The organism is Stenotrophomonas sp. 62841_Sma, from assembly GCF_056482945.1.
On sequence record NZ_CM151224.1, the window covers coordinates 2,626,939 to 2,651,960 of the forward strand.

Here is a 25,022-nt window from a genome sequence, read left to right on the forward strand (position 1 = left end):
GATGCGCTGCATCGGGCAATGCGTGCCGACCAAGGTCGGCACCTACCGGGGCGTGCTATGCCTATCGGCGCTGCGTGCCTTCGTCGCGGCTTGCCTGCGGGAACTGGAAGGCGCTGTTGGCGTCGTAGCCGCTGTTGGCGGTCGTGCCGCGCGCCGGCGGCGCAATGCTGCTGGTGCCGCTGCCGAAGCCGAGAATCTGCACGCTGATCACTGACGGCTGGTTGCGCCGTGCGTCGTCCTGGCTCTTGCGCATCACGTCCTGTGCGGCCTGGCTGGCACTGTTCGCTGCAGCACTGGCCGACGCCAGCGCATTGACGTTCACCGTGGCCAACACCGGCAGGCCCTTGCTCTCGCCCTGCACCTGGATGTTGGCGGCGTTGAGCACCTGCAGCGCTGCCAGGTTGATGTTGCCCGAGACTCGTATGCCTGCTTCGCCCGCGTCGATGGTGCCCAGCGGCGCGATCAGGTCGACGTCGCCCGGCGGCACTTCGGGAATCGGGTCCAGCGTAGCGAAGCCGGCACCACTGACCGGTGCGAGCGGTGACAGACTGACGTTGCCCCAACGGTCGTACAGGCGGCGTGGCGGGGTATACACCAGCGTGGTGCGCGAGCCACGGCCCGCATTGATGTCGCCCTGTTCGGACCAGGCCAGGATGTCACCGCCAAAGGTGGTCATCACCCGCGACAGGCCCAACAGCACGCTGTCCTGGCTGAACAGCCGGATGTCGCCCTGCCCCTGGGTCACCAGGCCCGCGCTTGCCGGTGGCGCCTCGCCAACCACACCCACCACGATCTGCCCACCCGGCGCCATCAACTCGATTGTGCCACCGGCCTCGGTACGCACGCCGGCGCCGCCATACATCACGATATCGCCGGTGCGCTGGATCGTCGTGCCCGCTGCATCCTTGTCCGGCATCAAGGTGGCGATGGCCTCGCGGCCGCGCAGGTAGGAGCCCACGCGCGGGCCATCCGCATCGGTGTACTCGCGGCCGCCCTCGCGCAGTTCGGCGTAGTAGACCTGGCGCAGGAAGATGCGCTGCTGCTCCTGTGGCAGTGTGTCGAACAGGGCCAGTGCCTGCGCGCCGTCAGCGCTGATGTTGAAACGCTCCAGCAGCCACTGCTTCAGTTCCTTGTCATAGACCTTGACCACCTTGCCCGGCTGCGACGCCAGTGTCTGCGCAGGATCGGCCAGCCGGGTCGCATCCAGGTAGCGTGCACGCACGGCGCCGAAGTCGACCTGCTGGTTGCCGGCGGTCATCGCGATGCTGGCACCCGGGCGCGTGTCGCCCTGCACAAGGCCGCCGCGGCTGACGATGCTGCCGCGGTCTTCCTGGCGCAGCTGGCGGCCGGCGCTGACATCGACGTTGCCGCTGCCGTATACGGTGACGTTGGCATGCACGATGTCACGCCCGGCCTGCAGCACCGTGACATCGCTGGCACTGTTGTTCAACGCAAGGACGGTGCTGGACAGGATGTCCTGACCTGCACGCAGCTGCACCGGCGCAGCCACGTCAATCCACTCGCGAACGGTGCGGCTGCTGCCACTGGCGGCGTTCAGCATCCATCGTTCGCCCGTGCGTAGACCGATGATGTCGCCCGAGCCTGCGTAGAAGCGGTTCGGCGTGCCCCCGGCAGTGCGTGCCACCGCCAGCATGGGACGGTTCGGCCCAAAGGCGAACAGCGGTGTCGTATCGCCCCATGTGGGTACCCGAGCATTGATGCCATCGGGCGAGATATTGCTGAGCAATTCGGTGCCCTTCGCGTCCCGTGCGGTGAACACCGGATCGAACGGGGATGGCAGGCGCGTGTCCGCACCGGAGCTGCTGATGTACGGAGACCGATCGCCGGCGATGATCGAATCGCCCGCCAGCAACTGCATGCTGCCCGTAGGGGAAGGAGCGGTAAGCAGTACGTTGTTCTCACCGCCTTCGCCCAACTTGATGTCGCCGCTGGTGGCCTGCACCTGCAGCCTGGAGGGATAGATCCAGTAGGCGAAATTGTCGCCGGTGGATTCCGATCGCAGATTCTGCCCCGGGGTGCTGGCATGCGCTGTCAGCGGGGTGGCGTCGCCGCCGAACGAAACCAGATTTACTGCCGTGGCCGCGGTCCACAGCGAGAAGCCGGTAGTACCCGCCGCAAGACCGCCTCCCGCCAGCGCCACCTGCGGCGCATTGAATTGCACCACACGGCCGGCATCGGCGACGCCGCCCAGGATGACGTCGCCCCGGGCGTGCAGGTTTGCCACGGCGTCGCCCAGCACCAGCACCGGACCACCCATCGCCTTGCCACCGAAAGCGCGGAACGGATCGCTGGGGCGCAGGCCACTGCTGGGATCAGTGTACTGGGAGATGCCGACGGCACTGCCGCCAATGCGGGAGGCCTCAAGACTCAGGCTGCCGCGCAGGTTCGTGAATGTGCCATTGAGTTCCAGGTCCTGCTCGTTGCTGACGTGATTGATCGTAGTGGCCATCAGGTTCGGGTTGAGTGCACCGCTGGCGCGCAGGCTCAGATCGCCACCACCTGTCAGCACCAGCCGCCCATCATCAACACGTCCGGTCGAGCCCACGGCTGCGTTGATCGCGGTGGAGAAACGGGTGCTGCTTGTGTTCTTCAGCGCGTCACCCTTGGCATCGGTCACACCGGCATGCCTGCCCGCATCAATCTCCAGATTGCCGCCACCCAACGTACCAAAGCCGGTGAAGCCGACCATGCGTGGACTGGGGTTGGAGAACGTGGACACATTGGCGTAAGTGCCGAAGTTGATCCACCAGGCGACAGGCTGCTGCTCGACGCCCGCAACCGCACCTGTGCCCTGGCGCCACAGCCAGTTGGCAACCGCGCTGCTGGCGTGGTTGGCCAGGTCACCCGCCGCCGAGCCGGACGACGACAGCGCACCCCATGTTGCCCCGGTCACGTCGCGGCCGGCCGCGATGCTCAGGTTGCCGCCGTGATCCGGATACCACGCGCGATAGGCGGCAAGTGCCGCGTCATAGTCACCGCTGGACTGCTGCAACCCGAGCAGTGCCTCGCGTCCGGACGGCGACGCGCGCTCGGACTGGAAACGGGCATCGAGGCCATTACCCAGCGCGGTCGGCGTTCCCGCAGTATAGACGCCGTACACCGAGCGCATCGACAGATCGCGGCCGGCCATCAACTGCAGGTCGCCACTGCCGGTGCGCAGCACGCTCCACAGCGGCGTGCCATGTTTCGGTTGACCCACGGTCGCCACATCACGCATCTCGCCGGGCATCACGCAGATGCCCGAACTGACCGAACCGCACAGCTCCTCTTCGGTCATCCCGAACATCTCGGCAATTTCCTTCACGGGCATGCCGACCAGCGACGGATCGCCCATTTCATCGGCACCTTGCGCCGTGAACAAGTAAGGTGCCGCCTCGCAGCTGCTGCCAGTCGCGCAGATCGCAGACTCAGGCTTGCCCAGATGCTCGGCCAGCGCCTTCACCGGTTTGCCGACCCAGCTTGCATCCACACCTTCGCGCTGCGCACCCAGGGCGGTCACCCGCTGTTCGCGCACGAACGTGGAGACCATGGTCGCCGCACGCACAACGCCGTAGTGGGTGTCGGCCAGCACCAGATCGCCGCTTCCATTGCGCCGCGCACGCGGGTCGGCTGCCTCGGTATCGGCGCCCGCAACGGCGGTGAGATCCCACGAGGTGGTGCCCTCGGGCAACATCTGCGCCAACGCCCAGTTGCGTCCCTGTCGACCATCGCTGCCCACCGGGCGCAGGTCGATCGGTTGACCGCCGGCCAGCTCCAGCGTGGTCATTGCCGGAATCAGCGAACCTCGTGCCAGCGGTGTGCGCGCCGCCAGTCGCAGCTCCGTCGGCAATCGCGCGCCGGCCGGCCAGGTCGTGGCCCTTACGCTGGCCTCGCTGCGCAGCTGGAAGCCCGCGCCCAGGCGCGAGCCGGCGGGCAGTTGCAGCGCCTGCGCCAGCACGCTGCCTGCGGCACGCACCTGACCATCGGCCAGCGTAACCGCGGCCGGCAGCACGTAGCCTGCCGGCAACGTAAGTGCCTGCCCCAGCGTCATCTCCACCGGCAACGTGGTGCCGGCAGGCAGGACCGCATCGCGAACCGCGATCGCGTAGTTCAGCACGGCACCCGCCGGGAAGCGCGTGCCGGCCTCCAGTACGACGTTGTCATTGGGCACCAGGATGTCACTGCCGAACGGTGTAATGCCGGCACCGAAACTCTGTCCAGGCACCAGCTGCCAACCGCGATCATCCGGGCTGGCAGGTGGCGGCGCAAAGCCGTCGTTGATGCTGCCATGGATGAACAGGTCGCCGGCTGCGCGCAGGCGCAACGCACCCGCTTCCCCGAAGCCGCGTCGCGCGGGGTCCTGTCGATTGGCCTGCGGGCCGTAGCGATAGCCGGAAAGATCGATATCGCCGCTGACGGTCAGATCACCATGCGGGTTGCTGGACGAGATCGCGCCGACGACATCCACGCCGGGACGCAGGCGCACGGTCCCCAGTGTGGCCAGCCGTGCCGACAGCCCGGCATTGCCCAGCGCGGCATTCATCCATGCAGTGTTGGCTGGGTCAACCACCGTATCCAGCCACGACTGGGTAACCAGCTGGCCGCGTCGGCCGTTCACATCCGCCGTGTCAGCCAGGGGTGCGTCGTCATAGCGGCGCACGCCGGTCACGAAGATATCGCGCGCGCCGAGCACCTGCACGCCATTGGCGCTATCGACGCCTGCATCGTCGCTGCCCACTCTCGGCACGTTCAGCACGAACGTGCCGCGGGCGCGTCCATCGTTCTGCCCTGCTCCGGTACCGACGGCAACGCCGGTGCCGCTGCGTAGATCGATCCGCGCCGCCGATCCCAGCTGCACGCGTCCATCGCGGCTTTCCAGCTCGACGATGGCACGGTTCGGGCTGTCGATGATCTTGCCATAGCTGTCCACACGCAGTGCCGTGCCGTGGGCATCCAGGCTTCCGTCCACCTGCAGGCCATCGCGCGCTGCCAGGCGGATGCTGCCGACCTGGTCGCCGCTGGCGTCGATGCGCCCGAGCACCCGCAGCGCGCCGCCGTCAACGCTGATATCCACCTTGCGTGCTTTCACTTCGTCGCCGATCAGCAGGTCGCCCTGCTTGATCTGGAAGCTGCGCGCCCCGGTGACACCGTCGCGGGTGAGGCGCTGGTTGAGGCCACTGAAGTCTGTCAGTTCACGTGCGCGCACCACCAGCTCACCGTTCTCATACGGCACCAGGCTGCCACCTGCGTCCAGCGTGCCGCTGGCCTGGCCAAGCAGCCGCCCTGCCAGGTCGACATGCCCGCCGGCAGTACCCAGCGCGGTCACGGTGAGACGACCCGCGCGGTTGTTCTGCGCCGACAGATCGACCCGCGATGCAGCATCGCTGCGCACGTCACCTTCCGTTGCGGTCAGCGTGACGTCACCGCCGACGCTGTAGGTATCGACATCGAACAGGCTGACCTTGCGCCCGGCCAGATCGAGGTTGGCGCTGCTGCCAAGCTGCACCGAGCGGGCCGCCGTGGCCGCCAGGCGGCCCGAGGCCAGGGCGATGCGGGTATCGAGGAGGATGTCGTTGGCGTCCAGCGTCAATTCGGCGCCCAGCGCATCGGCCGCCGTCGAGGCGCCCGCGCCGTGCACGCGCAGCGTGCCACCAGCAGTCACCGCCAGCTTCGCGCCTGCTTCGGCAGTGACCAGCGGTGCCTGGATATCGAGGTTGCCGCCACTGTAGGTCCAGCCCTTGGCTGCGTCGTAGGCGCCCTGGAACTGATGCACATTCAACGCACCATTGCCGGCGAAGACCACCTGCTGTGCGGCACGCAGGTTCACCCCGGAGAAGCCGAGGACCTGGCGTCCGGCCACGACCTCCGAGGCGGGCCACGACTGTGGCGCCGGGCCGAGCCGCAAGGTATCGGCAATGATGTCCAGCTGGCCACTGCCAAGGCGGTCGACCATCGCCGCGCCGCCGGGCTGCGCGGCATTCGAATCCGCAAACCCACTCGCCGCAAGTGCACCGGCCCAGGTGAGGTTGTCGGCGAAGATGCGCGCACGATCGCCGCTGTTGCCATAGCCATGGATGGCCGGTGCGCCCAGCACCAGGCTGCGAAGGCTCGACTTGCCGGTCGCGCTGTCACGCGTATCGAGGTCGACACTGCCGAACACATTGATCGACTCGGCCGCCGAGAGCTTCAGCGTCTCCAGTGCCGGTGCGCCGGTGGCGGTATTGCCGCGCAGCAAGGCGGTCAGCACCTGCTGGTTCATCATCATGCCCGGCGGCAACGCGGCGGCCGCAGCGGCCTGCGCTATGGCATCGTCGCTGCCCAGATTGATCGCGGCCACGCTGACACCGAGCTGGCGGGTGCCGTAGCTGGCCGCATCGCGCAGCTGCAGGCTGCCATTGGTGGCGACGTTGATGCTCCCCTCCGACACCAGTCGTGCCTGGCCCGCACACTGACGCCCCGGATCACAGGTGCCGATGTCGAAGCTGACCAGCGACGGATCGCTTCCCTCGCGCAAGGGCGCGGCCAGCAGATCGGTGCGCCCGTTGGACACCACCATCACCCCGCCCTCGGCCTGGTAGTAGAAGCCGGCATCGGCGGGCAACGAAGCGGCACCGCGACCGAGCGTGTCGATACCTGCGCCTGCCTCCACGCGCACGCCCGTGCCACCGGCCACCGCACCCAGAATCACCTCCGGCGCACGCAGGACCGCACCGTCCCGCAACACCAGGTTCTGGCCGACACCGGCCACCTGCAGGCGCTGGTTGCTGGTAGCGCGGACCTGTGCGTTGAGCACCAGGCGTGAGGGCTGCAACGCGTTGAGCACGTCCGCCTCGATGGTAGCGCCATTGCCGGTGGAGCTGGGCGTGCGACCGGCCGCCACCACTTCCAGTTCGCCCAGCCGGTTGACCAGGTTCACTTCCACCGAACCGCCAACGCCCGCGCTGCCCGCTGCCGGCGCAAACCGGGTCTGGCCCTGGAAGCTGAAAGCCGGCGTGCCGTCCCTGCCGGCGCCATTGCCAAGCCCGAGGCGCAGCGTGCCGGCATCGACGGTCTGCCAGCCGCGCGGCGTGCCCAACCGTTGCGCCGACGCGGTCACGAATGCGTTGTAGCTGGTCTCGTTGTAGCTGGAATGCCGGCGAACGGTATCGGCCGGGGTCAGCAGCAACGCGGTCAGCAAGGGCGAACGCAGGCCACCCAGCGTCGACCCCGTGTGTCCGCCGACCATCCAGGAGCCGGTGCCGGTGGCCAGCGGTGCACCGATGCCGACCGCGCCGGTGCGCCCCAGCTCCACCCGGAACGCGCCCTGCTGCAGTGCGAAGCTGGCCGGCAACAAGGTGTAGGTGCCGGCCGGCAATCCAGGCACGCCTGCGGGAATCGTGATCTGCTGGCCAATGCCAGGGTCCAGCGAGCCGTCACTCAACCCCAGCGGCGCTGCACTGCCGGTGTAGCCGGGCAGGATCGCATACACCGGACTGGCCGATTCGCTGAAGCCATAGCGCGGATTGGCATCGGCCAATGCATGGCGCAGGATGTCGACCGAGCCACCGCGCCCGCTGACAAAGGCCGCACCGGTCAACTCACCGCCGCCGGAGAGATCCAGCAGCGCCCCTTCGGCCACCTCGGTACGGCTGCTGATGATGGCGATGCCCTTGGGGTCCGCGCCGGGCGCGGCACCGCCTACCGGCGGTATGGCTTGGGCGCTGCCGTCCCTGCGCCAGTCCACGCCATCGACGGTGCCACCGAACGGCACACTGAGACCCGCGCCGCTGGTGGAGGTCACGCTTCCGGGCAGCAGCGTCACCGAGCCGGCCAGGCGCCCGTCGGCATCGGTACCACCCAGGGTTATGGCGCCCAACGGCGCCCGGAGGATGCCGCCCTGCTCGATGGTCGCTGCCACCACTGACAGGCCGCCGGACACCGACAACGGCAGGGCTGGAACCGCCCCGCCAAGACCATGGATGCGCACGATGCCTTCGGCATCATCCCAGCGGCTGATCGCACTGCCCGGCTGCGACACACCGGCCGCCAGCACGCCGCCTGCATCGGCCACCGGGTACAGCTGCGCTGCGGTTACGTCCAGGCTGCGCGGCGCGATCAGCTGCGCGCCGGTACTGCCGAGCGCTGCGCCACTGCCCAGGAAGCGCAGATCGCCGCGACTGCGCAGTTGCACGTCATCGAACCCCGCCAGCCAGGTGGTATTGCGCAGGTCGATCAGGTCCGCGTCCACGCTGAAGCGGTGCTGGCGACCGGTATCCACCGCCACGGCAGCGGTATCGACCCGGCCTTCGCCTTGCAGAGGCAACCAGCTGCTCTGGGCGAGCCGCACGTAGGGCGCGCTCAGCGCCAGCAGGCCGCCAGCGCTGCCGCCCGGCAGCATGCCCAGCCCATCCTGTTGCAGGCCGTGGAAGCGCAGGCTCTGGCCGAGGCGCAGTTCCACATCACCTTCGGCGCGCACGTTTCCGAACAGCGACAGATTGTCGAAGCCACCGGCACCGACCTGCGCCGCCGACAGGCGTGCGTGCCCGTACTGCAGCTGGGCCGGCGCGGCCTGCTCTCGATCGTCCTGGGTGAGCACGATGGCACGCGGTGCCAGCACCTCCTCGGTGGCACCACGCGCATGCCTGCTGCCACCGAAGGCGATGCCCAGGGTGCCACCCTGCGCACCGGCGCCGCCGGCTGCGGCCTGCAGGCCACCCTGCAGGTACAGCGCGTTGGCCGATCGCACCACGATGGTGCCGCCATCGCTGGCCACGTCCTGGCGGCCAGCGCCATCGATGTCCAGCTGCGCTGAACTGCCGTTGGCCAGCAGTTTCGCACCGCGCTCAACAACCACGAACGCATCCACTGGCCGGTCAGGCACGTTGTCCTGGCCATCCCAGTCGAGCGCGCCTCCAATCTCGATGCTGCCACCCTTGCGCACCTGCCCGCGCAGGCGTCCACCGGCATCGCTCGCAGTGAAGGTGTCACCACTGACGTCGAGCACACCCTGCGCACCGATGCGGTAGGTGCGCTCGTTGCGCTGCGAGTCGAACAGGCTGGTCGGTTCGCGAACATCGTCCAGGCGGATGCGACCACCCGCCGCTTTCAGGCTGCCATCGACCGTGATGCTGCCGGCCGCGCGCAGGATGATCGACTGGCCGGCGTCCACACTAACCAGTGCGTCGCGACCGATACGCAGATCGCCGCCGGCCTCACCCTGCTGTGACCGCAGCGTCAGGCTCGCGCCGTTGCGCTGACTGAACCTGCCGGTGATCGGATCCGCGCTGTAAAGGGGTGCCGACCAGATCTGCAATGCATCGTGCCGGTCGCGTGCCTGCATCGCTGCTTCGGCCAGGCGCAGGCCCGGCATGCGCACGGCGACGATGGCTCCGTCCGCCACTTCCACACCTTGCTGGCCATTGATGTCATAGCTGGCGAAACCCTTGTTGAACAGGGTCTCCTGCAGGGTGAGTGCGCCGTTGGCCGGCTGACCGCCGATGACGATACGCCCACCATCGCCCAACGACAGCGTACCGCTGCCGCCGCCGAGCGCGCTCAAGCGTGCATCGCCGGACAGCTGCAGGCGACCGACCCGTCCACTGCTGTCGGCCACGCTCGCTGCCTGCAGGCTGACGTCGCCGCCCTTGCCGATCGTGACCTTGCCCTTTTCATCAACCCGACCGCCGCCATCGACGCGCACGTCGCTGCCCGGCACCACAACATCATGGCTGTTCTGCAGCCGTAGCTTGCCGCCGTCAGTCCACGCCATGCCCGGGCTGGACGCCGGTTCCAGCAACGCATTCACCCAGCGGCCACTGAGATCGATGCGCGTGCCCTCCGCCAGGGCCACATGCGAACGGCCGCCCTGCAGCAGCCAGGCGGCGGGAGCGCCCACGCGGGTCAGTTCATTGCCCGCCTGCACCTGTCCACCCGCGATCTGAATGTCACCCCCCAGCAGTACATCGGCGGCCGTGAGCACCAGCTGGCCACCGTCCTGCAGGCGCAGCGCACCCTCCACCGCGATGCTGCCACCGCTGGCCAGATCGATGCGTCCCCACTGCTGCGCGCTGAGCTGGTTGGCATCCAGCCACAGCGTATTGCGCTGTTCCTGTTGCAGCGGCGCCTGCAGGGACACGTCGGCGGCAGGCAGCCCGCCATCGACGATCCGCACCTGTGTGTCGAACACCGCGTTTCTGCCGTTGCCGTCGTAGCGCCCAAGCCACAGCTGGGCATTGCGCGCTACGGCGGTCTGCGCCTGCGCGTAGCCGTCGCGCGCAGCATCGGGTGTCTTCGATTGCTGCGCACCCTGGAAAGTATCGGTCGCCACCTGACCCTGCAGTACCGCACTGGGCGCGGAGACCAGCAGACGGCCCGCGTCGCGGCCCACGGTGTAGCCGTTCTCCACCCGCTGTTCGGCACCGATCAGCGGATTGCGGAACACATCGGTGGCTCCCCAGCGCTCCTGCTTTACTTCAAAGCCCCGATACAAGCCGTCGTACCGCATCTCGGCCGGCGCATCATCCAGCCGGTACAGCTGACCGTCGGTGCCACGCAACCAGCTCTGCTTGATGGCACCGCTCTGCACATCCAGGCTGCCGCCAGCCAGGTTGATCCTCGAGCCGGCATGGGTGACCACTTCGCTGCCGGACAATTGCACGGTACCGCCCTGCGCGGCCCATTCGCCGATCGAATGGCCCTGGTTGTCGAGATACCCCCCGACTTCCAGCAGGCCACCACCGGCATACCAGCGCTCGGCGGTGTTGCCACCGGTGCCTGCGGCCACGTGCTGCAGCTGGCGGCGATCGATCCAGACCTCGCTGCTGATCAGCTTGCCGCTGTCGCGGTTGTCGGGCGAATCACGCAGTTCGTTGCCCTGCACCTTCACCTGGACGTTGTTGCTCTCCATCGCAACCCGCACGCCCACCGCACCGGACACATCAATGCGCGCGGCATTGCCGGCGTAAGTCCGGCGTGCGGCTTCCGCTACCACCTGACCGCCGGTGGCCACGGTCAGCGAACCGTCCTGGAAATTCACGTCGCCGCCGGACACAATCTCCACGCGTGACTGGTCACGCCGGTCCTGCATGCGCGAGAGATTGTCGAATGTGCCTGTGCTGCTGGCGCCGCGCAGCAGGTCCTGCTCGGCCGAAGCCTTGACCAACGCATCACGGCGGCTGTCCAGGGCCGTGTTCTTGCCATCGTCTTCGATCAGCACCGCCGTGGTCGCGCCGCTGGCCAGGGTGACCGTACCGGCACGGTCGCTGATGGCGTTGAGCAGGTGCACCGTGCCGCGCTGGTCCAGCGTGGTAGTGGCCACGGCTACGCCGGCCTGTTCCACCCTGCGCCCGGCCAGCGTGATGTCGCCCTCGCGCGCCTGGATCAGGCCGCTGTTGCGCACGCTGCCGGCATTGCTGCCGGCCGCGATGCGTGGCGCGATCTCGTTGCCGGCTGTGGTCGATGCGGTGTTCTGCGCGGTACCCACACCACGTCGTATCACGAACGCGTCACCAGCGGCCAACTGCGTCTGGCCCTTGCGCGTTTCAATCTGCCCTGCATTCTCCACGGTGTGGCCGGCCAGCAGCACATAACCACCGGCGCGGGTTGCCGAGGCAGGCGCCTGCGTGGTGATGCGTGCACCCTGCTCAACCAGAACCTTGCCGAAGGCATCGGTAAGCGCAGCGGTGTTGTTGTCGGCACTGTACAGGCCGTTGTCACGGAACTGGCCATCGCTGATCCGTGTCGCTGCCGCGACCAGATTACCCACGTTGACCTGGCTGTTGTTGCCGAACACAACACCGTTGCGGTTGACCACGAACACGGTGCCGTTGGCCTTCAGCTGGCCCAGGATCTGGCTGGGACGTGCGCTCGGATCGTTGACCCGGTTCAGCACCGCCCAGTCCGCATTCTGTTTGAAATCGAGCGTGGTGTTGCCGCCGATGTTGAAGGTTTCCCAGTTCAGGATCGCGCGGTCGGCGGTCTGCTCGATGCTGACCTGCACCTTGCCGTCGCTGCCCTGCGACTGGATCGCTTCGCGCGCATTCACCCAGCCACGGGTCAGCGGATTCTCATCAACCTTCAGGCCGTCCTTGCCGAGGCCGTCAGCAATCACGAACCCGGCGGCGCGCTGCTGCGTGCGCGCCTGCTCCTGCAAGCGCTGCTGCAGCGCAATGGCCTGCGCGGCGGTGCCCAGATTGTCGATCGACTGCTGCAGCTTCTGCCGGGCGGCGTCCTGCTGCTGGGCCGGCAGCTGGAACTGGATCGGCACGCCGTTGGGCATGCGCCCACTCTGCGCGGCTGCGCCCTGCGCTGCACCGCGCTCGGCGAACCAGCCCGGCGAAAATGCCTGCTGCGCCTGCGCAGGCAGCATGGGCGTGGCGCCCAGCGCAAGCGCGATGGCCCAGGCCATCGGATGGCGGTGCGGCGCAGTGTGCGGAACAGGCGTGTGCAGGTGCGACATCAGGACCTCGAGCGACCGACGGACGGTCTGCGGCATAGGAGAGATTCGACTGCCCGCAGGCATCGCCGGGCACTATCAGATAGACGTTGTCCGCGCCGGAAAAACGACAGCTTCTTCACATTCGGCGCGACCACAAAAAAAGGCGCCGACCTCGCGGTCGGCGCCCTGTTCAGCAGGTACGGTGGATCAACGGCCGATGCCGGCGCAGGTGCTGGCGTTGCCCAGACCGGTGGCCGGGGTGGCCGAGATCAGGTTGTTGGCAACGGCTTCACGCCAGGTTTGGGTCAGCGGGATGAAACCGTGCGCACGCACGGCAGCATCGTTGTTGCCATCCACGCCCAGGTTGTAGTGCTTTTCCAGGAAGTTGCGGACAGCCTGGCGCTGCGGCAGGGTGCGGTAGCACTGTGCGAACACCAGGTTGGTGTAACCGGCGATCGGGTAGCCGGCGGTCGGGTTGGTGAACACCGGCACCCACTTGGCCGGGTTGGCAATGTCGGCACCGGTCGGCGGGGCGACGGTATTCAGGGTAGCGGCAACGCTCACTTCATCCGGCGAGAAGCCCTTCACCTTGGCAATCTTGGTCGCATCCTGCAGGTTCGGGATCACGTCCGGGCCGACATAGCCGATGGCGCCGGCAACCTGGTAGACACGGTTGTACAGCGAGGTGCCGCCAGTGGCCGGAGCCGCTTCCAGGAAGGCCGGCAGGTTGTTCTGCGCATCGCGGGTGAACAGATCGGCGAAGGTCGACTTGACCTGGAACTTGCCGCCGACCAGACGGGTGGCGCTCAGGTCTTCGGTGGCACAGGCGGCGGTCAGGAAGCGGGTCAGCAGCTCGCTGGTGCCGCTGCTTTCGCCGCGGTAGATGACCTTGATGGCGCCGCTGCGGGCGCTGTCCAGCTGCGACCAGTCGTTGATCTTGCCCGAGAACACGCCGCAGATCTTGGCCACGTCCAGGTTCAGATCACCACCGGCCTTGTTGTACGGCACGGTGACCGAGGTGGCGACCGACGGCAGCTGCAGCACCGGGCCGAGCGTGGAGGCCAGCGCCGAGTTGTTGTAGTTGGTGATCTCGGTGCTGCTCAGGACCGAGTCGCTGCCAGCGAAATGCACGTTGCCGGTGCCGTTGGTGATGAACAGGCCGATGGTGTTCTCGAGGAACGCCTTCTTGCCGGTGCCCGAGCCGGTCACGGCGTAGCTGAAGTTGGCCGGCAGGATGCTGTCGGCCTGGCCCTTGTACAGGTCGGCCGGCAGCGAGGCGCCGCCACCGTTGATGAGCGATTGCTGGGCCGAAGCGGCACCGGCGGTGGCGAGCAGCGCGGTAGCAACCAGCGCGGCCAGAGTCTTGTACTTGTTCATGATCTTCTCCTGAAGGGTTTACGGCGAAGGGAAACACCAAGGGAGGAACGGTCACTACACGCCTGCTGCCGCCGAGGGCCTCCCAGCCCACTCTGCGGCGACGTGGCTATGCTGGTCCGCGCCGATGACAGGCCGCTTAAGAAACCTGTGGAAGATCGAAAAAAGGTGTGGAGGATTGTGTGGAGAATCGAAAGCGTGCCGTGATGCGCGTTGCGCATCACTGGACCAATTGATTCATTTCCATGATCGGCATCAGCACGGCCAGCACGATCGTCAGCACCACGCCGCCCATCACCAGGATCATGGTCGGTTCCAGCAGCGCGGTCAGTGCCATCGCGCGACGTTCGATCTCGCGCGAGATCGTCTGTGCAGCACGATCCAGCAGCGGTGCCAGCGAGCCGGTCTTCTCACCGCTGGCCACCAGGTGCACCAGGATAGGCGGATACACCTTCTGCACCTTCAACGCAGCACCCAACGCCGCACCTTCGCGCACGCGCGCGGACACATCATCGGCACAGCGCGCCAGCAGCGCATTGCCAAGCGTCTGCCGCGCCGCCTCCAAGGCACGCAGCAGTGGCACACCGGCATCCAGCAGGATCGCCAGCGTCGAGGCAAAGCGCGCACTGTTCACGCCCAGCACGAAACGCCCGACCATCGGCACCCGCAGCAGCATCGCGTCCCACCGCAGGCGCAGCTCGGGCTTGCGCAGGGCCAACCGCCATGCCACCACCAACGCAGCGATGCCGAGCCCTGCCCACACGCCCCAGCTGCGCACGAACGCGCTGGCGGCCAGCATCACCTGGGTCAGCATCGGCAGCGTCTGCCGCGCCTGCACGAACGCGGTCACCACCTGCGGCACTACGTAGCTGAGCAGGAAGATCACGATCGCCACCGACACCAGGCTGATCGCCGCGGGGTAGATGAAGGCGGTCAGTACTTTGGCCTGCAGCGCGTTGCGTTCTTCGATGTAGTCGGCAAGGCGCTCCATCACCCGCGCCAGGTCACCGGAGTCTTCACCTGCGCCCACCAGCGCCCGATAGATCGGCGGGAAATCGCGCGGCCGCGCGGCCAGCGCAACGGTCAGGCGCTGGCCGGCACGCACGTCGGCGCGTACGGCGGTGAGTGCCTGGGCCACATGCGGGCGCTCGGCCTGTTCGATCACCGCAGTCAATGCGGCTTCCAACGGCAGGCTCGCGGCCAGCAGGCTGGCCAGCTGGCGCGTGGCCCAGGCCAGCTCGCTGGCAGACAGCCGGCGGGCGCCCCAGCCACTGCCCGCACCGCGCGCCGCGCTGACCTGCACGGGTGTCAGCCCGCGACCGCGCAGCAGCTGGCGTGCGCCGCGCGGGCTGTCGGCGTCCAGCTGACCCTTCTCGATGCGGCCCTGCGCGTTGGCAGCCTGGTAGTCGAACAGTGCCATGCAGGCCTCAGTCGTCGCCGGTGACGCGCAGGATCTCTTCCAGCGTGGTCACCCCGCTGTCGACCCAACGCTGGCCGTCCTGGCGCAAGGTCCGCATGCCGGCACGCCGCGCCGCCTCGCGCAGCGCAGGTTCACCCTGCCCTTCATGGATCAGCGCACGCACGCGATCGTCCACCACGAACAGCTCGTGGATGCCGGTACGCCCCCGGTAGCCGCTGTTGGCACAGGCCGCGCAGCCGACCGCACGCCACACGGTACGGCCATCGTCGTCCACCTCGGCGCGCCGGCACTGCGTGCACAGCCGCCGCACCAGCCGCTGCGCCAGCACGCCGCGCAGCGACGAGGCCAGCAGGAACGGTTCCACGCCCATGTCGGCCAGACGGGTCACCGCCGAGATCGCATCATTGGTGTGCAGCGAGGCCAGCACGCCATGGCCGGTCAGCGACGACTGCACGGCAATCTGCGCGGTCTCGAGATCGCGGATCTCACCGATCATGATGGTGTCCGGATCCTGGCGCAGGATCGCACGCAACGCGGTACCGAAACTCATGCCGATGCGCGCGTTGACCTGGATCTGGCCGATGCCGGCGAAGTCATACTCCACCGGGTCCTCCACGGTGAGGATGTTGCTGGTGCTGCTGTCGAGCTGGCCCAGCGCCGCATACAACGAGGTGGTCTTGCCGCTGCCGGTCGGGCCGGTGACCAGCACGATGCCGTGCGGCTGCCGGATCAATCCGGTGAACGTCGCCAGGGTGTCATCGGCCATGCCCAGCCGCTGCAGCTGCAGACGGCCGGCATCCTTCTCCAGCAGGCGCAGCACAGCACGCTCGCCATGCCCGGTCGGCACCGTGGAGACACGGATGTCCAGCGGACGCCCACCCACGCGGATCGCGATGCGCCCGTCCTGCGGCAGCCGCTTCTCGGCAATGTCCAGGTGGGCCATGATCTTGATGCGCGACACCAGCGCCGCATGCAATGCGCGCCGTGGCTGCACCATATCGCGCAGGGTGCCGTCCACCCGGTAGCGCACCACCGAATGGGTCTCGAATGGTTCGATGTGCAGATCGCTGGCGCCATCGCGTGCGGCCTGTGCCAGCAGCGCGTTGATCATGCGGATCACCGGCGCATCGTCCTGCGCATCCAGCAGATCGGTGACCTCCGGCATGTCCTGCATCAGCCGGTCCAGATCCACTTCACTTTCAGCAGCCCCGACCACGGCAGCGGCATCGCCGCCGTCACGGTACTGCTCACCCAACCGCTGCTGCCAGGTCGCCGCATCCAGGGCCTGGAACGGCAGCGGACCATGCCGACGGCGCAGTTCGGCCACGGCCCACGCCGCGGTTTCGGCAGTGCCCAGCAGCACCGACTCGCCGCCAACTTCGGACAGCATCACGCCATGGCTGCGCACCCAGGCGTACGGCAGCGGCGCGGCGGCGCTCACGGCCCGATCACCAGTTCCGGCGTGTAGCCCAGCCCGCGCAGCTGCTGCAGCGCCGGGTCCAGCGTCGCCGGATCGCGCGGCAATCGCACGCGCAGGCGTTGCCCGCTCTCGCCGGGCGTCGCCTCGGCATACGCCTGCAGGCCCAGTGCCCGCACCTGCGCCACGCCTTGGCTGGCACGCGCGGGGTCCAGCCCCTGCGCGAACTGCACCAGCTGCGCATCGCCGTCACCGGACGGGTACAGCGCCGCCAGGCTGCTGTTCTGCAGCGGCTGGCCCTGGCCATCGCGTGCATTGCCCTGGCCGAGTACAGACAGGTCCTGCGGTGGCAGCTGCGGTGCCGACAGCGCCGGCAGCGCCCAGCTCTGCACCGGCTGCGCACCGGCCTGCGCGTTGCGCATGTAGTCGTAGCGGTCGCGGGTCAGGCGCTGGCCGGCGGCCGGATCGCGCACCACGTGCGGGCGCAGGAACACCATCAGGTTGGTCTTGGCGCGCTTGCGGGTATCACTGCGGAACAAGGCGCCCAGCACCGGGATCTTTCCCAGCCCCGGCACCGCATCACGGCCGTGGCTCACACTGTCTTCCAGCAGGCCACCCAACACCATGATCTGGCCATCGTCCAGCAGCACGCTGGTATCCAGGGCGCGCTTGTTGGTGATGATGCCGGCCGTGCTGTTCGCGCTCTGCGCGTCGATGCTGCTGACTTCCTGGTAGATGTCCAGCTTCACCGTGCCGCCCTCGGAGATCTGCGGGCGCACCCGCAGCTTCAGGCCCACGTCCTCGCGCACGATGGTCTGGAACGGGTTGTTGCTGCCGCCACCACCGTCGGTCACGTAGCGGCCGCTGACGAACGGCACGGTCTGCCCGACCATGATGCTGGCCGCTTCGTTGTCCAGCGTCATCAGGTTCGGCGTGGACAGGATGTTGGCACCGGCCTTGCTCTGCAGCGCGTTGGCCAACGCCTTCATGTTGAGGATCTGGCCGACGCCGGGCAGGTTGATGGTGCCGTCGATGACGCCGATCTTCAGGCCATCCTTGGGCAGCACGTCCAGGGTGGTGCGTGCGGTGGTGTTCAGCCCGCTGCCACCGGTGGTGCCGCCGAAGTGGGTGCCGCCGAAGGTGCGGCCATTGCCCAGCATCCACTGCACGCCCAGTTCGGCCGCGTCGGTCTGGTTCACCTCCACGATCAGGCTTTCCACCAGTACCTGTGCACGGCGCTGGTCGAGCTGGTCGATCACGCGCCGCAGGTTGCGGTACACCGGCTCGGGGGCCGAGATCAGCAGCGTGTTGGTGGCCACGTCCGCCTGCACCGAAATGCCATTCTGGCTGAAGCCAGTGCTTCCGGCGTCGATCGGGTCGCGGCGGTTCGGGTCCAGCCGCTGCGACTCCAGCGCATTGCCACCGGTCTTGGCCTGCTGTGGCTGAGACGGCTGCGACGGTGTGGCGCGGTTGGCGTCACCCGGCAGTGGCGTGATGCCTTCGTTGCTGCCCATTGCCGGTGCATCGCTCTGCCCGGCCACCACGCCGCGCAGCACGCCGGCGAGCTGATTGGCCTGGGCATTGCGCAGGTAGACCACATGCAGGTTGCCGGACTCGTCCTGCGCCTTGTCCAGCTTCTCCACCAGCTGCCGCGCCAGGCGGGTACGGCCGGGGCTGCTGGAGCGCAGCAGCACGCTGTTGCTGCGGGGGTCGGCCATCACCACCACCTTCTGGCTGGGCTCGGCGCCCTGCGCATCCAGCAGCGGCGCGACCATCGCTGCCACGTCAACGGCAATACCCTGCTGCAGCTTCACCACATCGGTGTCCATGCCGGCCGGTGTATCGACGCTGGCGATCACCCGCGCGATGCGCTCCAGGTTGTCGGCATAGTCGGTGATCACCAGGGTGTTGTTGCCCGGGTTGGCGGTGATCGGATTGTCCGGGCTGATCATCGGCCGCAGCACCGCCACCAGCGCGGCTGCGTTCTCGTAGCGCAGCGCGAAGGTGCGCGTGGCCACCTCGCCGCCGGCCCCGCCCGCGCCCACACGGCCACCGAGCAGCTTGGCCTCGGCCTGCGGCACCACCCGGCTGACACCGCCGTTCTCGACCACGGCAAAGCCACGCATGCGCAGTGCGCCCAGCAGCAACTGGTACGCCTGGGTACGGCTGACCGGGCCATCAGAGACCACGGTCATCTTGCCGGTCACCCGCGGGTCGACCAGGAACTGGCGACCGGTGAAGCGCGCCGCCATGCGCAGTACGCCGCCGATATCGGTCTCCACCAGGTTCAACTGCACCGGTTCATCGGGGGCGTCCTGCGCCTGTGCCGGTGCAACAACGTGAGCGCCACCCACGATCAGGGCCAGTACAGTGCTGCAGGCAAGGCTGCGCATCGCCCTCATGAATGGCCACCCGCAGTGAGTGCCATCACGATGTTTCCGGATATCCGTGCCGCCGGCATGTTCGCATCCCCTGTGCGTGTCAGTTGCAGCTGCTGCAGTTCGATGGCCGGATCGGCCAGCACGGGCAGCAGCCAGTTCCACAGTGCGTCAGCAGGTACGGCCTGCACCTGCAGGTGCCAACGCCCGTCGCGTGCTTCGACATGCAGTCCATCGGCGAGGCCGGCGGACTTGATTCCATTACGCAGCGCGGCCAGCGTCGGGCGCTGCCCCTGCACCTGCTGCTGGCGTTCGCGTGCACGCAGCAGCGGCGCCAGTGCGCGCGCCTGCGCCTGCAGCCGCGGCAGCTCAGCCTGCCAGTGCGCACGCTGTTTCAGCAGCGGCTCCAGCCAGAATGACCACAGCCCCGCTGCCAGCAGCGCCAGCACCATCACCCCCAGCATCCAGCGGTCGCGCGGCGGCAGGTGCTGCCAGCGCTGCTGCAGGCCGGCCAGACCCTCGCCCAGGCGCACGGCTCTGGCGGTCACTGTCCGCCCCCGCTCACGCGCAGGCGTCCACCGGCCTCGCGCGCCAGCTGCAGGCCCTGCGCCTGCGCCGCCTGCTGCCACTGCTCCAGCCGCTGTGCGTCATCGGCTACCGCCTGCGCATCGGCGTCCAGCTCCAGTTCCAGCTGGCCGGATTGATAGCGCAGGCCGCGCACCTGGCCGCCCAACTCCGGAATCGCCTGCAGCGTCGTTGCGACCTGCCGCTGCACCGATGGCAACGGCGGCGCCGGCAACGGCACGGCCAGCGCGCGCCGCGCCTGCAGCACCGGGTCCACCACATCGGTGATCTCCGGAAAGTGCGAGCTGAACTGCCGCGCCATGTCCTGCTGCAACGCCTCGCCCTCGCTGCGCCAGCGCGAGACCTGCAGCTGCAGCCCAAGCGCAGCCAGCAACACCGCCGCCAATGCGAGGCCGATCGCCACGCGTGGTGCCTGCCTGCTGCGACCCGGCAGTGGCAACGACCACGCTGGCACGGGTCCGCACGCCTGCCGTTCATGCGCGACCACGGTGGCCGGCAGGTTCTCCGGCCACACCGACGGCACGCTGTCGATCCACTGCACGGCCTGCACGCCGGATTGCTGAAGACGCGCCGCGAGCGACTGCAGCACCGCCGCTGTGTCGCGCCCACGGCACCACTGCACAAAACCCCGATCGCGCCCGCAGCGCACCAGTAGATGCTCGCCGGCAGCCTGCAGCGTTGCCTGGCCGTTCTGCCACGGCAGCAGCAGCGGCGTCGGATACAGCGCCTGAAGCTGCAGTGCGCACGAGGCCAGCAGCTGCTGCGCCTGCAGGACTGCCTGCTGGCCGAGCCAGGCCACCGGAACCGTGCCGTCCGCCGCCTGCGCACCGTGTGCCAACGCGACCTCCTGCAGGTCATCCAGCAGCATCGCCTCTACTTCGCCCTGCAGTGCGGCCTGCAGCCTGCGGCCCGACAGTGGCGGCAGCTGCAGTTCCAGCAGGATCAGGTCCTGCGGATCGAGACAGGCCAGCACCTCGGCCTGCGGATGACGTTGCCCGAGCACGGCCAAGCCCTCGCGGCCATGGGCCAGCACCCCACCCTTGTGCATCTGCGCCCACTCGACCGTACTGTCGGCGCGCAGGTGTTCCAGCGCCGGCAGGCGCACCCTCAGCTGCACGCTCATGCTCCAATCCTCGTCCACACACGCTGCACGCGCACACTGTCATCGCGGTACTCGCGCCAGATCAGGGCCCGGAAGTCGACCGCATTGCCATCGGCCTGTACCTGGCCGACGGCAAGGAACCACTCGCTATGAATGCCAAGCGGCACCACGGCCATCTGCGCGTTGCTCAGTTGCAGTCGATTGGCGATATCGCCGCGGTTGAGCAGCCAGTGGCCACCGTCGCGCTCACCGAGCAGCGCCTGCAGGCGCCCCGGCTCCACGCCGGGAGTGACCGCCTGCAACACGCTGATGTCACTGGTGTTGGCATTGACCAGGGTCTGGGCCGGCAGCACCACGGTGCGCCGTGCCAGTGCCTGCACCGCCACTGGGTCGGCGCCCGCCAGGGCCTGCTCGATCACCGATTCACGCGGCAACGGCGCCTGCGCCTGCAGGTCGCCATCACGCAGCCTCGCCTGGATGTGATCGGCAGCAGATGCACAGGCACCCTGCCCCAGGCCCTGCCCGGCACACAGCGCGATGAACGCGCGCCGTGCCTCCAGGTCCGGCTTGCCATAGGCCAGCAGGTTGCGCAGGTTGAACATGGACTGTGCATCGACCAGCTGCAACTGCACCGGCAGCGGCGCCTGCAGCGTCAGTGGACGCGCCCAACGGCCGCTGCGCACCGTGGTCAACTGCTCCTTTACATCGTCACGCAGCTGCTGCGCCGCGCGCTCCAGGGTGGCATCGACCGCCATGCGCACCTGCGCACGCAGCTGGTCGCCACGCAGCGCACGCAGCTGTGCCGACTGCCGGGTCAGCAGTGCAGTGGCAATCACCGCCACCAATGCCACCACCAGCAGGGCGACGATCACCGCCATGCCGCGCTGGCGGGTGCACGGGACCGAACGCGTCCGGGCTGTCATCTGCACGCCTCACAGCTGCCAGGAGCCGATGTCCGCGTTCCCGGCGTCGCCACCGGGCTTGCTGTCCGCACCCAGCGAGAACACATCGATGTCGCCATGGGTTCCGGGAATCTGGTACTGGTACGGATGGCCCCATGGGTCATTCGGCAGGCGATCCAGATACGGCGTCACCGGCATCGCACCGCCGCCCTGCGGCGGCTTCACCAGCGCCTGCAGGCCCTGTTCGGCGCTGGGATAGCGACCGTTGTCCAGCTTGAACAACTTCAATGCCTGCATCAGCGCCGCGATGTCCTGGCGCGCCGCCACCACGCGCGCCTGGTCGGGACGGTCCATCAACCGCGGCACGATCAATGCCGCGAGAATGCCGATGATCACCACCACCACCATGATCTCGATCAGGCTGAAGCCCTGCTGCCGAGCCCTGCGACCACCCACCTGCCTTGCCATTGTTCCGCCCTCGTCATCCTGGAAGAGACCGCTGCGCCATGGTCAGCGGTGCATGTGTCAGTACGATAAACATCCGCCTGCTATTCGCTGCGCGTGTGCCTGTGCAGGCGCAGCACGTGCCGCAGGTACACATGCAGACTCGAACAAGTGCTGCGGCACGCTGGCCAGCGCATCGTCGATGCAGCCGCGCAGCAACGGGTGCGCGCAGGCCTGCAGCAGGCGCACGCACTGCATCGGTGACCACGCGGTGCCATGGTCGAGGCCGATGAACATCCGGTAGGCCTGGTGGTAGCGCAGATCGTCGTACACGCGTTGCGCACTGTTGAGATCACGCACGACCACCAGCAGCGCCGCACGTTGCAGCAGCCGCACATCGCCTGCATCAAGCGGCAGCGCGTTCATGGCCGCTTCGGGCCAGGGCCGCAGCTGCAGATCGAGGGCGCGCCGCAACGCCGCCAGCGGATGCGCGCTGCTGTCCAGTGCCGCCCAGCGCGCCGCATCGGCCCAGGCGTCACTGGACAGTACCCAGACCCACGAGTGCCCATAGCGCTGCACGTTCACGGGCGTATGCCGTGCCTGTTCCAGCGACTGGCTCAGGTGACGATCCAGCTCCAGCATGCTGATCCTGCGACTGTCTGCCATCGGCGCCGCCCGTGCTCCGCGACGCGTGGTGCGTCGTACTCTGGAGAAGACGTCAGCAAGGCAGGTGAAGCGACAACGCGAATGCGTCTCTGTGCGCTGCGTGGCGCTTCATCAGCTACGTCATCGCAGCGTCATCTGCCTGCAGGCTTCGCGCTCCAGTCGCGGCGCTTCGCCCCCGCAACGGCGCGCCAGTATCGCCACATCGCTGCGTGCGGCGAACGTTGCCAGCGCATTGGACATATCCACGTCATCGCACCATGACGCCATCGCAACACGCAGCGCTGGCAGCTGCCAGCCATCCATCACGCCATGGCTGCCGGCCACGAACCAGTGCCAAAGACGATGATGCTGTACCTGCTCGTGCAGTTGCACGAGATCGTCGATGCCGTGCATGCCCATCAGCAGCAGCACGCGCGCCATCGCCGCAGGCGGCAGCGTGCCGGCCTCAGCGAGGGGCAGCACCTGCTGCTGCAGCCGCAGCAGCATCGCCAACGGGTGCGACTGCGGATCGAAGTCCAGCAGCACGGCCTGTTGCTGCCACTGCGCGTCGGACACCACGCACACCCATGGCGAGCCGTAGCGATGCACCATCAAGGGCCGTCGCTGCGTGGTTTCCAGCAACGCCGACAGGTTGCGGCGCAGATCCAGCACACCGATGGTCTCGTTGCGCATCCTTGGCGTCTCCTTGCTTGCAACAGCCCTGCACGGCGCGCACGGCCAGCGTCTTCATCTAACCAAGGACGGCAATGCCACCCGGAAAGCGACGCAGATCCAGCGACATCGTCAGTCGCAGCTGCTCCAGCGCCGCGTCCGGATCATCGATGCGGAAGCGACCGCTGACCGGGGCCCGCGCCAACGCCGATTCGCCCAGCAGCACCTTGCCGCGGCGGTAGCGGTTGATTTCATCCACCACCTCGCGCAATGGAGCGCGACGGAACACCAGCATACCCTCGGTCCAGGCGCTCACTTCCGAGGCCAGGGCTTCGGCCACCACGCCACTGAGGCGCTCGTCGTATTGGGTCTGCTGGCCCGCCTGCAGCTGCAGGCGGCCCTGCGGGTGCTCGATGCGGGCGCTGCCCTGCAGGCAGGTCACCCGTACCTGGCCGTGAGTGTTGCGGACGTCCAGGCGCACCGCACCTTCATCGGCGATCACGCAGCCCGGCCCCGCGAACAGGGCGAGGCGCAGGCCTGCCTGGGTTTCGATCGCGGCCTGGCCCTGCACCAGCTCGAAGCCTTCGCCTAGCGTGTCCGAACGACGGCGCAGGCTGCTCTGTGTATCCAGTTCGATCTTCAGCTGCGGCAAGGGCGCGATCTGCAGCCGTTCACCGGTGCCGGTGTGGAAATCGGCCGCCATCGCCGTCACCGAGGGCCACAGCCCCAACGGCGGGCGGATCGCCGCCACCACCACCAGACTGGCCGGTGCGGCAATCGCGGCGCCCAGGAAGGCGCGCCGGCTCCAGCGCTGGGACGGCGTCGGCGCGACCGGCTGGCGCGCAGCGGCGGGCAGCTGTTCGCCGGCCAGGCGTACCCGCTCCCATTGCCGGCGCGCACGGCCGAATGCTTCGCGATGACGCGGGTCAGCCTCGCACCACTCGCGGAACCTGCGCCCATCGGCGGCGGTGGCCTCGCCCGAGGTCAGCCGCACCACCCACGCGTGAGCCTGACGCTCGACGGCATCCAGCGGGCGTTGCGGGCGATCGTCAGGATCCATGGGGGCTCATGCCGGACCCGCACGCTGCGGGGTTCTGCTCGGCGTCAAAGTGTAGACGGATGCCGTCGCTCAGAACCGCACCTGACGCCCCTGTCCGCTGCGCTCGGCCAGGTAGTCCTGGGCCGCTTTCAGCTCGCGCTGCACAAGCCGCAGCGACACGCCCAGCTGGTCGGCGACGTCGCGCTGCTGCAGGCCATCGACCCGGATCGCCAGCAGGATGCGGCGTCGGCGCTCGGGCATGCGCTGCAGCAGGCCGACCATGTCTTCCAGCGCGAAATCCAGTTCGGCCGCCTGCGCCGGGCCCGGTGCCGGGTCGGCCATCTCCATCAGCGTATCCACCTCTTCCAGGCTCAGCAGGCGGTGGTCGGCACGCTGGCGGTCGATCACCGTGTTCATCGCCATGCGCAGCAGGTAGGCCGCGGGGTTCTGCACCGCATCCAGGCGGTCACGGCGCGCACTCAGGCGCATCCAGGTGTCCTGCAGCGCATCGCCGGCCAGCTCCTCCGAGCCCAGCTTGCGCACCAGCCGGCGCTTCAGCTCGTCGTAGGCCCCCAGAAGGTGGTCCATCAGGTCAACTGCCCCAGCCGTACCGTTGCTCATGTTCGAAT

Annotated in this window: 13 protein-coding genes; all 13 read right to left on the minus strand. The window is 68.2% G+C overall.

The window, feature by feature from the left end; all coding sequences use genetic code 11:
* Positions 1 to 61: 61 nt before the first annotated feature.
* The 13 genes from ACZK5G_RS12230 to ACZK5G_RS12290 all read right to left on the minus strand — a co-directional run bounded on the left by ACZK5G_RS12230 (position 62) and on the right by ACZK5G_RS12290 (position 25,014).
* Positions 62 to 12,436: a filamentous haemagglutinin family protein gene (locus ACZK5G_RS12230; protein WP_478463503.1), complete on the minus strand. Its 12,375-nt coding sequence runs from the start codon at positions 12,434 to 12,436 to the stop codon at positions 62 to 64.
* Positions 12,437 to 12,622: 186 nt separating this feature from the next.
* Positions 12,623 to 13,792, minus strand: coding sequence for a substrate-binding domain-containing protein (locus ACZK5G_RS12235; RefSeq protein WP_180847664.1), 1,170 nt, complete (start codon positions 13,790 to 13,792; stop codon positions 12,623 to 12,625).
* 217 nt (positions 13,793 to 14,009) lie between these two features.
* On the minus strand, positions 14,010 to 15,209 hold the full coding sequence (gene gspF / locus ACZK5G_RS12240) for a type II secretion system inner membrane protein GspF (RefSeq protein ID WP_012511252.1): 1,200 nt from the start codon (positions 15,207 to 15,209) through the stop codon (positions 14,010 to 14,012).
* 7 nt (positions 15,210 to 15,216) lie between these two features.
* The gene (gene gspE, locus ACZK5G_RS12245; protein ID WP_478058307.1) at positions 15,217 to 16,650 is read right to left on the minus strand and encodes a type II secretion system ATPase GspE; all 1,434 of its coding nucleotides are present in this window, start codon (positions 16,648 to 16,650) and stop codon (positions 15,217 to 15,219) included.
* Entirely contained in the window at positions 16,647 to 19,028 is a 2,382-nt protein-coding gene (gspD, locus tag ACZK5G_RS12250) for a type II secretion system secretin GspD (RefSeq protein WP_478463505.1), read from the minus strand. Before gspD ends, gspE begins: the two co-directional genes overlap by 4 nt.
* A complete protein-coding gene (gene gspM, locus ACZK5G_RS12255) occupies positions 19,025 to 19,552 on the minus strand; it encodes a type II secretion system protein GspM (protein WP_201116371.1) in 528 nt (175 codons plus the stop codon). Before gspM ends, gspD begins: the two co-directional genes overlap by 4 nt.
* Positions 19,549 to 20,712, minus strand: a complete 1,164-nt coding sequence (gspL, locus tag ACZK5G_RS12260) for a type II secretion system protein GspL (RefSeq protein WP_478463506.1) — start codon at positions 20,710 to 20,712, stop codon at positions 19,549 to 19,551. The genes gspM and gspL overlap by 4 nt, the downstream gene beginning before the upstream one ends.
* Positions 20,709 to 21,614: a type II secretion system minor pseudopilin GspK gene (gene gspK, locus ACZK5G_RS12265; protein WP_478463507.1), complete on the minus strand. Its 906-nt coding sequence runs from the start codon at positions 21,612 to 21,614 to the stop codon at positions 20,709 to 20,711. The genes gspL and gspK overlap by 4 nt, the downstream gene beginning before the upstream one ends.
* A 9-nt stretch (positions 21,615 to 21,623) precedes the next feature.
* Entirely contained in the window at positions 21,624 to 22,061 is a 438-nt protein-coding gene (gspG, locus tag ACZK5G_RS12270; RefSeq protein WP_110712520.1) for a type II secretion system major pseudopilin GspG, read from the minus strand.
* Positions 22,062 to 22,118: 57 nt separating this feature from the next.
* Complete coding sequence (locus tag ACZK5G_RS12275; RefSeq protein ID WP_478463508.1) at positions 22,119 to 22,703, minus strand: hypothetical protein; 585 nt, start codon at positions 22,701 to 22,703, stop codon at positions 22,119 to 22,121.
* A 120-nt stretch (positions 22,704 to 22,823) separates the two neighbouring features.
* Positions 22,824 to 23,375, minus strand: a complete 552-nt coding sequence (locus tag ACZK5G_RS12280; protein WP_032128125.1) for a hypothetical protein — start codon at positions 23,373 to 23,375, stop codon at positions 22,824 to 22,826.
* Between the two features lie 58 nt (positions 23,376 to 23,433).
* Complete coding sequence (locus tag ACZK5G_RS12285) at positions 23,434 to 24,414, minus strand: FecR family protein (RefSeq protein ID WP_478463509.1); 981 nt, start codon at positions 24,412 to 24,414, stop codon at positions 23,434 to 23,436.
* Between the two features lie 69 nt (positions 24,415 to 24,483).
* Positions 24,484 to 25,014: an RNA polymerase sigma factor gene (locus ACZK5G_RS12290; protein ID WP_032128154.1), complete on the minus strand. Its 531-nt coding sequence runs from the start codon at positions 25,012 to 25,014 to the stop codon at positions 24,484 to 24,486.
* Positions 25,015 to 25,022: the final 8 nt, after the last annotated feature.

Coding starts and splice junctions, on each gene's coding strand:
- ACZK5G_RS12230 (WP_478463503.1), bottom strand. CDS start 12,436: ATGTCGCACCTGCACACGCCTGTTCCGCACACTGCGCCGCACCGCCAT.
- gspL (WP_478463506.1), bottom strand. CDS start 20,712: ATGAGCGTGCAGCTGAGGGTGCGCCTGCCGGCGCTGGAACACCTGCGC.
- ACZK5G_RS12235 (WP_180847664.1), bottom strand. CDS start 13,792: ATGAACAAGTACAAGACTCTGGCCGCGCTGGTTGCTACCGCGCTGCTC.
- gspD (WP_478463505.1), bottom strand. CDS start 19,028: ATGAGGGCGATGCGCAGCCTTGCCTGCAGCACTGTACTGGCCCTGATC.
- gspK (WP_478463507.1), bottom strand. CDS start 21,614: ATGACAGCCCGGACGCGTTCGGTCCCGTGCACCCGCCAGCGCGGCATG.
- ACZK5G_RS12290 (WP_032128154.1), bottom strand. CDS start 25,014: ATGAGCAACGGTACGGCTGGGGCAGTTGACCTGATGGACCACCTTCTG.
- ACZK5G_RS12275 (WP_478463508.1), bottom strand. CDS start 22,703: ATGGCAGACAGTCGCAGGATCAGCATGCTGGAGCTGGATCGTCACCTG.
- gspF (WP_012511252.1), bottom strand. CDS start 15,209: ATGGCACTGTTCGACTACCAGGCTGCCAACGCGCAGGGCCGCATCGAG.
- ACZK5G_RS12285 (WP_478463509.1), bottom strand. CDS start 24,414: ATGGATCCTGACGATCGCCCGCAACGCCCGCTGGATGCCGTCGAGCGT.
- gspG (WP_110712520.1), bottom strand. CDS start 22,061: ATGGCAAGGCAGGTGGGTGGTCGCAGGGCTCGGCAGCAGGGCTTCAGC.
- ACZK5G_RS12280 (WP_032128125.1), bottom strand. CDS start 23,375: ATGCGCAACGAGACCATCGGTGTGCTGGATCTGCGCCGCAACCTGTCG.